General features: G+C 71.3%; 10 protein-coding genes and 1 riboswitch. Of the genes, 6 read left to right on the top strand and 4 right to left on the bottom strand.

Annotated elements, in window-relative coordinates:
• Window positions 1-15: 15 nt before the first annotated feature.
• Window positions 16-206: riboswitch (cyclic di-AMP (ydaO/yuaA leader) on the bottom strand.
• Between the two features lie 120 nt (window positions 207-326).
• A complete protein-coding gene (locus tag AC6CCG_RS09635; RefSeq protein WP_496654279.1) occupies window positions 327-566 on the bottom strand; it encodes a hypothetical protein in 240 nt (79 codons plus the stop codon).
• 95 nt (window positions 567-661) lie between these two features.
• On the opposite strand from AC6CCG_RS09635, the gene AC6CCG_RS09630 reads away from it, so the two are divergent.
• Window positions 662-1432, top strand: coding sequence for an RluA family pseudouridine synthase (locus AC6CCG_RS09630; RefSeq protein WP_496654278.1), 771 nt, complete (start codon window positions 662-664; stop codon window positions 1430-1432).
• A 15-nt stretch (window positions 1433-1447) separates the two neighbouring features.
• The gene (locus AC6CCG_RS09625; RefSeq protein ID WP_496654277.1) at window positions 1448-2074 is read left to right on the top strand and encodes a cytidylate kinase-like family protein; all 627 of its coding nucleotides are present in this window, start codon (window positions 1448-1450) and stop codon (window positions 2072-2074) included.
• A gap of 10 nt (window positions 2075-2084) precedes the next feature.
• Here AC6CCG_RS09625 and AC6CCG_RS09620 read toward each other — a convergent pair whose 3' ends face one another.
• Window positions 2085-3014 carry a LysR family transcriptional regulator gene (locus AC6CCG_RS09620; protein WP_496654276.1) on the bottom strand — a complete coding sequence of 310 codons (930 nt, stop codon included), beginning with the start codon at window positions 3012-3014 and terminating at the stop codon, window positions 2085-2087.
• A gap of 98 nt (window positions 3015-3112) precedes the next feature.
• On the opposite strand from AC6CCG_RS09620, the gene AC6CCG_RS09615 reads away from it, so the two are divergent.
• From AC6CCG_RS09615 to AC6CCG_RS09600, 4 genes are read left to right on the top strand one after another with little or no spacing between them, the layout of a single operon-like run.
• The gene (locus tag AC6CCG_RS09615) at window positions 3113-3490 is read left to right on the top strand and encodes a CBU_0592 family membrane protein (RefSeq protein ID WP_496654275.1); all 378 of its coding nucleotides are present in this window, start codon (window positions 3113-3115) and stop codon (window positions 3488-3490) included.
• A gap of 35 nt (window positions 3491-3525) precedes the next feature.
• Window positions 3526-4239, top strand: coding sequence for a phosphotransferase (locus tag AC6CCG_RS09610; protein ID WP_496654274.1), 714 nt, complete (start codon window positions 3526-3528; stop codon window positions 4237-4239).
• Between the two features lie 39 nt (window positions 4240-4278).
• Entirely contained in the window at window positions 4279-4956 is a 678-nt protein-coding gene (locus tag AC6CCG_RS09605) for a TetR/AcrR family transcriptional regulator (RefSeq protein WP_496654273.1), read from the top strand.
• A complete protein-coding gene (locus AC6CCG_RS09600; RefSeq protein WP_496654272.1) occupies window positions 4953-5855 on the top strand; it encodes an alpha/beta fold hydrolase in 903 nt (300 codons plus the stop codon). Before AC6CCG_RS09605 ends, AC6CCG_RS09600 begins: the two co-directional genes overlap by 4 nt.
• On the opposite strand, the gene AC6CCG_RS09595 is transcribed toward AC6CCG_RS09600, so the two are convergent.
• Both AC6CCG_RS09595 and AC6CCG_RS09590 read right to left on the bottom strand, forming a co-directional pair.
• A complete protein-coding gene (locus AC6CCG_RS09595) occupies window positions 5836-7500 on the bottom strand; it encodes an extracellular solute-binding protein (protein WP_496654271.1) in 1665 nt (554 codons plus the stop codon). The two genes, AC6CCG_RS09600 and AC6CCG_RS09595, sit on opposite strands and share 20 nt — an antisense overlap.
• A 38-nt stretch (window positions 7501-7538) precedes the next feature.
• The gene (locus AC6CCG_RS09590; RefSeq protein ID WP_496654270.1) at window positions 7539-9167 is read right to left on the bottom strand and encodes an FAD-dependent oxidoreductase; all 1629 of its coding nucleotides are present in this window, start codon (window positions 9165-9167) and stop codon (window positions 7539-7541) included.
• Window positions 9168-9318: the final 151 nt, after the last annotated feature.

Below are 9318 nucleotides of genomic sequence, written 5' to 3'. Positions count from 1 at the left end.
GGTCACGCGTACAGTCCCTTCTCACTCGACGCTTACCAGGTGAGCTGACGGATTCGGGCTGGGAAGGAAGCCCTACGACCGCGCGTTCAGCGACTCAAGGCCGACCGCGCCCGCCGATTCACCCCACTAGATTGGTTCCCCGGCTTCCTCGTCCGCGCCGCTTCGTGGGCGACCCTCACGGTTGAGGAACTCAGCGTGCGCGATGTCCATCGCGCAGGGAACACACTAGGTCACGGAATGATCACGCGCAAACACGCGACACGCCGATTCTCGCCGTGTCGTTTCGAAGGATGGAACATCCGCCCACGACCAGGCCGGATGGCGGTTCAGGCGTAGTCCTGCCAGGTCAGGGGGGACTGGATCGGCTCGACCCTGGCAGCGCCGGGGATCAGCCGGAGCGGCGGGACCAGCCCGTTCTCGGCCAGCGCCGCCAGGGCGGCCCGCTCGTCCGCGTCCAGGTCGACGCCTTCGGACGGCGCGCCGAGCAGGACGCTGATCACGCAGTCGTCGCAGGCCGGACCGCGCGCCGCGCAGGTGCCGCAGTCCACGTGCAGACTCTCACTCATCGGTCCTCCTCGGGCCCGTTGTGCTTCCGTACGAAGAACTCTGCCGGGCACCACTGACAGTCCCGTTCCGACGGCGTGCCCGTAACCTCGTCCGGGTGACTTCCGGGCCCGACTGGGCGACGCTGCGTGCGGCCTGCTGCTACGAGGACGAGGCTGTGCTCGCCCTGAACAAGCCGGTCGGCATCTCCGTGATGGGCGAACGCCACGACACCGACCTGGTCCGGCTGGCCGAGGCCGCCGGCGAGACGCTGTATCCGGTGCACCGGATCGACAAGGTCACCTCCGGCCTGATCCTGCTCGCCAAGGAGCTGCGGTTCCACGGCGGGCTGACCCGCCAGTTCGCGCAACGGGCGGCGGACAAGCGCTATCTCGCGATCGTCCGGCCGGCCGGACTGCCCGAGCGGGGCACGATCGACCTGCCGTTGAGTACGGGACGCAAGGGCCGGATCCGGATCGCCGCGGACCGGGCCGCGATCGAGCAGCACGGCGACCCGCCGACCTGGTCGGTGCCCGCGGCGGCGGTCTTCGACCAGGTCCGCACGTACCCGTCGCTGACCACCTTCCGCCGGCTCACCCGGGGCCCGGACGCCGATCTGCTGGAGGTCAGCCCGGTCACCGGCCGACGGCACCAGCTGCGGGTGCACCTGGCCTGGATCGGGTACGCGATCGTCGGTGACCCCCTGTTCGCCGGCCGCGACGACCCGGCCCCGCGGACGGCGCTGCACTCCTGGCGGCTGGCCCTCGACGCCGACTGGGCCGGCGGCCGGCGGCTGCAGCTCGAGGCCGAGCCCGGCCCGGACTTCTTCGCCGTCAGCCCCGGTCTCGACACGCCGGGGCGCGCGGCACTGTCCGCGGCTCGCGATTGACGGCACACTTGGCCCGTGGGAACCGTGACCATCTCGGCCTCGTACGGCGCCGGCGGCAGCGTGCTCGCTCCGCGGATCGCCTCCCGACTCGGCCTGCCCTTCCTGGACCGGGCGATCTCGGTCGCCATCGCCGCCGAGCTCGGCATCTCGCCGGACGCGCCCGAGGCCAAGGGCGAGAGCCCGGGCGGCTGGTGGGCCCGACTCGCCAACGTCTCGGCGATGTCCTTCTACGCCGACCCGAGCCTGGCGGCGGTGCATCCGCCGGAACAGCTGGTCCGGGAGCGCTCGGAGAAGCGGCTCCGGGAGATCGCCGAAGGGTCCGGCGGGGTCATCCTCGGTCGCGCCGCAGCCCTCGTCCTGGCCGACGTCCCGACCGCCCTGCACGTTCGCCTGGACGGCCCGGTCGAGGCCAGGATCGCCGCCGCGATGGAGCAGCACGGCATCACCGCCGAGGAGGCCAAGCAGAACCGCAAGATCAACGACGAGGCCCGGACCCGCTACGTCCGGCAGGCCTACCGGGCCGACCCGAACGCGGCCGAGCACTACCACCTGGTGATCAACACCGGCGCCCTCGGCTGGGACGCCGCCGAGGAGTTGATCATGGTCGCCGCCGCGGCCCGCGGCATCGTCCCGCCCGCCTGACAACCCTTGCTCAGCTGGGATCCGTGGCCTCGAACGAGGTCACGGACTCCCGCAGCAACCGCGCGATCGTGTCCACCGGCCGGCCCGACCGTCGCTCGTCGAACCGCCGCAGGACGATCCGGCGGGTGCCCAGGCCGGGGATGTCCAAGATCGTGACGCCGTCGTGGACGATCCCCGACAACGCCAGTGTCGGCACCACGGCCACTCCCTCCCCCGCGGCCACCAGGGCGAGCGCGGTCAGCGTCTCCTGGTAGCGGTGCACCGTCTCGGCGGACGGGCTCGCGGACCGGCGGAGCCGGCCGATCACGGCGGCGTTGGCGGCCGAGGCGTCGACCTCGAGCCACGGCAGCGGCAGCCGGGTCAGGTCGAGGTTCTCGGCGTCGATCAGGGCCCCGTTCGGTACGGCCAGCTTCCACGGCTCGTCCAGCAGCGGCTCCTCCGACATCCCCGGTGACAGCGGGCGCTGCTCGACGGTGGTCGAGTCGAGTTCCAGCACCGCCGCGTCGAGCTCGCGCCGGCGCAGCAGCCGGATCAGCGTGGGGATGTCGGCCTCGACGATCCGTACCTGGAGCTGCGGGAACTGCGCCCGCCACTCGGGCAGCCGAGGGATCACCATGGTCCGCACAAAGCTGCTGAACCCGCCCAGCCGGACCACGCCGACCAGGTCCGCCTCGCCCTCGATCCGCCCGCGGGCCACGGACAGCGCCCGTTCGATCTCCTCGGCCGCCTCGGCCATCGCCAGTCCGGCCGGGGTCAGGACCGAGCCGCGCGGCGTGCGGACCACCAGGACGTGGCCGGCCTCGTCCTCCAGTTTGTTGAGCTGCTGGGACACCGCCGACGGTGTGATGCCCAGCTCGTCGGCCGCCGCCAGCACGCCGCCGGTGCGGCCGATCGCCAGCAGCACGCGCAGGCGGCGCGGATCGATATCCATATTCAGCATTTCTAAACCATGAGTGCAGAGGACTGCAATTGATCTTAACCTCCGGCGTCTTCATAGTTGCACCGGAAATCGTCGGGGCCACTCGGATAAGGACAAGGATGCTGGCCGCAGTCTTGGGATGGTTGGGAACCATCGGCACGTTCGTCGCCTACGTCATGCTGACGCGGGGACGACTGACCTCGGCCTCCCTCCGGTACGGGGCCCTGAACACGGTCGGCGGCCTGCTCGGCGGAACGGCGACGGCACTCTACGGCGCCTGGCCGAGCTCGGCGGCGAACTTCCTCTGGGCGGCCCTGGGTACGTACTCCATGCTCAGCACCTACCGCCGGCGGCGCCGGCTGACCTCCGCGAACGCCGGCGGGCCCGAGGCCCTCGCGAACGGCGACGCCCTCGGCGGCCCGATCGACGACGACCTGGCCCGGCCCGGCGCTGCGCTGATCGACGAGCGGCCCGGCGCCGGACTACCGGCCCGGTAGGCAGCAGCGCGACGGAACGCGCGGATACTGGGCGGGTGAAGGAGCACCTGCTGACCGGCGGGCACGACTCGGGCCCGGTGTCCCGGGTCGGCGAGACCGTGCACCGGCCGCTCCGCCCCTGGACCCGGTCCGTCCACGCACTGCTGCACCACCTCGAGACGGTCGGCTTCACGGCGGCGCCCCGCGTGATCGGCGTCGACGAGGCCGGGCAGCGGGAGATCCTGACCTACGTTCCCGGCAGCGACGGCCGCGTCGCCCGGTGCTACGACGACGCCGCCCTGGCGGAGGTCGCGGCCCGGATCCGGAGCCTGCACGAGGCCGCAGCCGGCTTCGCCGCACCGCCGGACGCACGGTGGCGGCCGGACCCGTACGCGCCGCCGGGGCCGCTGGTCTGCCACAACGATCTCGGGCCCGCGAACACGGTCTATCGCGACGGGCGGCCGCAGGCGTTCATCGACTGGGACTTCGCCAGGCCGACGACGGCGGTCTGGGACCTGGGCTACGCGGTCCGCACCTTCGTCCCGCTGTACAGCCCCGAGGACTGCGTCGCGCTCGGCTATCCGCCGGACCGGCAGACCGACCGGCTTCGGCTCTTCTGCGACGCGTACGGGATGGACCGGCCGACCCGGGAGGCCCTGCTGCCGGCGGTCCGGGCTCGGCTGGGCGCCCAGTCCTCGGCCTTCACCGACCGCAGTCGGCAGGCCCTGCGCGTCCACGGGGAGGACTGGCGCCGCGCCGTCACCTCGTGACGATTTGCGCCGCCGCGGATCCCAGATACGATACGGCCCGTGCCGTATCGAAAGAGTGACGGTCCGGCCCGCGGCGGCCGGCCGCGGGACGACGAACTGGAGCAGCGCATCCTCGCCGCCGTCGGCGCTGTGCTGGCGGAATCCGGCTACGAGGGCGTGACGTTCGAGGAGATCGCCCGTCGGTCGGGTGCCGCGAAGGCGAGCCTGTACCGCCGGTGGAAGACCAGGCGGGAGATGGTGATCGCCGCACTCAAGGCCGGCCCGGCGCGGCGTGACGGCGCGGACGCGATCGACACCGGCAGCCTGCGCGGCGACCTGCTCGCCCTCTGCCGGCGGCTGGACCGAACCATGCGGTCCGCCGACAGCCGGACGGCGATGCTGCTGCTTCAGGCCGGCCTGGAGGACCCGGAGCTCTGCGAGGCGATCGAGGTCTCGACCGGCCCGACCGGCGCCCGGTTACCGCGTCCGGTGATCGACGCCGCGGTCGCCCGGGGCGAACTGCCGGATGGCGTGGATCCCTTCCCGTACGAGGAGATCGTCGGCGCGGCCCTGCTGCTCCGCCGGGTCAACGGACTGCTCGTCGACGACGCCTACCTGGACGCCCTGATCGACACCGTGCTGCTGCCCGCCCTGACCGCGACGGCGGACCGCACCCGCCCACTGCCCGCCGGCATCTTCTCCGGGAAGCCGGCCATCCAGACGAAGGAGACCCCATGACCGACCTCGCCATCGACGGCTTCGACTACCGGACCCTGCCCGGCGCGGACGGTGTCGACCTCAACGTCGCCGTCGGCGGCACCGGCCCGGCCGTCGTCCTGCTGCACGGCTTCCCGCAGACCCACTACATGTGGCACCGGGTGGCGAGCCGGCTCGCCGACCGCCACACCGTGATCGCGCCCGACCTGCGCGGCTACGGCCGCAGCACGAAGCCCGCCGGGACCGCTCCGGAGACGTACGCGAAGCGGACCATGGCCCTGGACGTCGTCGCCGTCGCGCAGGCCCTCGGGTTCGAACGGTTCGGGATCGTCGGGCACGACCGGGGCGCACTGGTCGGCGTCCGGGCCGGCCTGGACCACGCGGAGACGATCGACTTCCTCGGCATCCTCGACGTGCTGCCGACCCTGGACACCTGGGCCGTGCTGCAGGGAGTGAACGCGAAGGTCGCCTGGCACCTCTACCTGATGGCCCAGCCGCCCGGGCTGCCGGAGAAGATGATCACCGCCGTCGCCCCGGAGTTCTTCGCCTCGTTCCTGGACGCCTGGGACACCGACGGCTCGACCTTCACCCCGGAGGTGCGCCGGCACTACCTCGACAGCTCGGTGGCCGCGGTCGACTCGATCGTGGCCGACTACCGGGCGACCGCCGGCATCGATCTGGCCATGGACGAGGCCGACCGGGCGGCCGGCCGGAAGTTGATCATGCCGGTGGGCGTTCTCTCCCAGGACTGGGGCTCCCAGCTCGGCTTCGACGCCGCGGCCCTGTGGGGTGCCTGGGCGCCCGACCTCAGCTACCGGCCCATCCAGGCCGGGCACTTCATGGCCGAGGAGAAGCCGGACGAGGTCGCCGGCTTCATCACCGAGCTCGCCACCCGGGCGCTCAGCCGTTCGCAGCCTTGAAGGCCTCGCCGTACTCGGCGGCGATCTTGTCGCCGCCCTCGGAGCGCCACTTCGCGAACGCCTCGTCGTAGTCGCTGAGCGGGTTGCGGCCGAAGATGATGCCGGTCACCGCGTCGTTGATCACCTTGTCCAGCGTCGTCTTCTTGCGACTGGCGGTGTCGGAGTAGAGGCCGATGCTGGGGTCCTTGACCAGGTCCGCGGTGGCCCGCTGGTGCCAGGCGTGCTGCCGGTCCACCCCGTCCCGCGGGCCGGGGCCGATGATGGTCGGGGCGTCGACGATGTACTGCAGGTCCAGGAAGTTCGTGGTGCCCTGCTGGGTCAGCGTCGGCAGCCCGTCCTCCCAGGTGAAGTCCTTGCCCTCGACGCCGTACTTGCGGTGCAGGTGCTCGGCCGACCCGATCGGCGCGGCCAGGTAGTTGAGGACGTTCAGCACGCCGCGGGTCCGCTCCTCACCGAGACCCTTCTTGATCACCGTGATCGCCTGGAAGCCGGTGCCGGCGAAGTGCGGGGCGTCGCCGCCGCCGTCGTACTTCGGCAGCATCATCAGGCCGAGCTTCCCGGTGCCCTCGGCGACCCCGCCGAGCTGGCGGACGAAGAGGTCCCAGCCGGCGTAGCCGTCGCTGAGCAGGACGGTCCGGCCGGCGAAGAAGAAGTCGCGGAACTGGGTGTAGCTGGCCGACGCGGCGTCCGGGTGGAAGACGCCGGCCTTGACCAGTTCGGCGGTCCGGGCGACCGACTCCTTGGTCCGCTCGTCGGCGTACGCATTCGTGAACTCGCCGCCGGACTCGCTCCAGCCGTTCGGTGCACCGAGCATCTCGGCGATCTGGCCGCGCGCGTTGCCGGCGTTGGCCATCGACCAGCGACTCTGCTTCGGGTCGGTGACCGCCTTGCACAGCTCGAGGAACTCGGCGTAGCTCGCCGGTTCCGGATTCACCTGCAACTGGTCGAACAGGTCCCGCCGGTAGTACATCGCACCGCCCGCCACCGAGCGCGGCTGCGGCACCGCGTAGACCGTCCCGTTGGAGACGGCGGGCTTCCAGGACGCCTCCGGAATGTTCGCCAGATAAGGGAAGTCCTTGATCTTGTCGCCGGCCAGGTAGGGCCCGAGGTCCTCGAACAACCGCTCCATCACGCGCGGCTGGTCCGGCGTCGGCAGCGGGAACATCATCACGTCCGGCAGCGAGCCGCCGGCCACCGTGGTCTGGAACTTCGGCCCGTAGTCCGCCGACGGGATCGGCTGCAGGTCGAGCTGCGCCCCGAGCTCGGTCTGCACCTGGGCGTAGAACGTGTTCCGGTCCGGTCCCGGCGGCGCCGCGATGAACGTCGGGTACATGATCGTGATCTTGTCCAGCCCGGCGCCCGGGGGCGTGTCGAAGACCGGCTTCGGATCCTTCGGGTACGCGTAGTAGCCGGGCATCAGGGCCTGATCACCGGGCAGGTCGGGCTTGATCAACTCCACCGGGACGTACGAGGGCAGCTGGGCGTTGACGTTCGCCTCACCCTTGTTGGTCTCGACCGTCTTGTCCGGGGTGCAGGCTGCTGACGTACCGACGGCCAACGCACCGCCGGCCAGGGTCGCGGTCTTGATCAAGGAACGGCGGGTCAGCACCCGCCGCTCCCGGCTGAACTGCTGGGGGTTCTCCATGGTTCACTCCGATGTGGGTATGGATGACCCGGCGGCGGCTAACGCCGTGTGGCACGGACCTGATCGGTCCAGGCCAGCCGGGTGTCGAGGGTGGTGGCCAGCAGGCGTTGGAAGTCCGCCAGCCGGGTCGGGTCGTTACGGATCGCGCGCGGCGTCTGGCCGGTGTCCAGGGCGTGCGCGGCCAGGGCGCCGGCGGCTTCGCCGATCACCCATTCCACCGGGTGCAGCCGGTAGCAGCCGTTGGTGATGTGGGTGGAGCCGATGTTCTTGTTGCCGGGCAGCAGGTTGTCCACCCGTTGCGGGATCAGCGCGCCGAGCGGGATCTGGAACGGATAGTTGGACACGTCGATGTAGTTGCGCGGCCCGGCGCCGGAACCGGTGCTGGGATGCAGGTCGATCCGGTAGGAACCCACACCGACCGTGTCGGGGAACAGCTCCGAACCGTCCGGCAGCCCGGCGGCCTCCCGGGCCTGGACGCCCAGATGCTGTTCCAGCACGGTGAATTCGGCCTTGATCCGCCGGGATTCCCGGATGTACGGGCGCAGCGCGAGATGATCATCGGAGCCGAGCAGATCACCGCGCGGGCGCAGCCCGCGGTAGCCGGTGCCGCCGTCCAGCCGGGGCGCCTCGGTCTGCATCCAGTAGAGGAAGGACAGGCTCTGGGCCCGGGACCCGGCCAGATGTCGATCGACGGTTTCTCGATCGACGCCGAGGATCGGTCCGTCCATGTAGTCGATCTGCGGCCAGTTCACCAGCGTCACGTCGCCGCGGTAGCGGCCGTCCTCGTGATGCCGGCGGGTGAAGATCCGGCGGTAGTGCCAGAAGTCCCGGGTCACCGCGCCCCGCCAGGAATCCGGGTCCTCGAAGATCGCCCGCCGACGCGCCTTCAGCGTGTGCGGCTCGACGTCGTCCCAGCCGAACAGCGGGCCGGGCCAGTACTCCCCCGGCCGGTAGGCACGCCAGTAGTCGTAGTCGGCCGGCTTGTCGATCGTGTGATCGCCGTCGGGGTCGTAGTCGACCGCGAAGCACCAGGTGAACGACTGCTGGTTCAGCGGCTGGGCCGGTCCGTCCACGGCGTGGAGTTCGCCGGTCTCGTCCCGGCTCTCCGCCCCGTACACATGCTCGACGCCGGCCAGGTGCAGCAGGTCGCCGGTCTCGGTCGCGTCGATCACGTACGGCGCGGTCAGGATCGACTCCGTGCCGGTCCGACTGGACCGGACCCGGACCGAGGTGACCCGGTCCCCGTCGGCGTCGGCGGCGACCGGTTCATGATCGAGCAGCACCAGCAGCTGGCCGTCCGAACGGTACGGCGCCAGCAGCTCGTCGATCACCGCCACCGCGACCCGCGGCTCGTGGCAGATCGGGCTCACCCCGCCGCCGCCCGGGTTCAGCAGGTCGTTGGTGCGGGCGTCCTCGTTCAGCGGGTAGGTCCGCCGGTAGTAGGAGCGGACGCCGTTGCGGAACCGCCGGTACAGCCGCGACGGCGACTCCTTCTCGATCCACGGGTGCTCGTCCGGCGGCACCGCCTGGGAGGTCACCTGCCCGCCCAGCCAGGGCGACTCCTCGGTGAGGATCACCTTCCGGCCCAGCGTCAGCGCCGCCAGCGCGGCGCCGACACCGCCCAGACCGCCACCGATCACCAGGACCTCGGTCGACCGCTCCGTCATCGGGGACCACACCTCCGTTGGGTAGTGATAAAGCGCATTACGCAATACGCTAGGAGTGAGGCGGCACCGGAGTCAAGGTGCTGTCCGGGGCCGATTCGGCGAGAATCCACGGACGAGGTCGGACCATGGCCTCGGGGCACGACGAGGGAGG

The sequence above is a fragment of the Microlunatus sp. YIM B11417 genome (assembly GCF_059617205.1).
This window is presented reverse-complemented; position numbering and strand designations above follow the sequence as displayed.

Bases quoted from the DNA above. Each gene is read 5' to 3' on its own strand.
- AC6CCG_RS09590 (WP_496654270.1), bottom strand. From the start codon at position 9,167: ATGACGGAGCGGTCGACCGAGGTCCTGGTGATCGGTGGCGGTCTGGGC.
- AC6CCG_RS09635 (WP_496654279.1), bottom strand. From the start codon at position 566: ATGAGTGAGAGTCTGCACGTGGACTGCGGCACCTGCGCGGCGCGCGGT.
- AC6CCG_RS09620 (WP_496654276.1), bottom strand. From the start codon at position 3,014: ATGCTGAATATGGATATCGATCCGCGCCGCCTGCGCGTGCTGCTGGCG.
- AC6CCG_RS09595 (WP_496654271.1), bottom strand. From the start codon at position 7,500: ATGGAGAACCCCCAGCAGTTCAGCCGGGAGCGGCGGGTGCTGACCCGC.
- AC6CCG_RS09600 (WP_496654272.1), top strand. From the start codon at position 4,953: ATGACCGACCTCGCCATCGACGGCTTCGACTACCGGACCCTGCCCGGC.
- AC6CCG_RS09615 (WP_496654275.1), top strand. From the start codon at position 3,113: ATGCTGGCCGCAGTCTTGGGATGGTTGGGAACCATCGGCACGTTCGTC.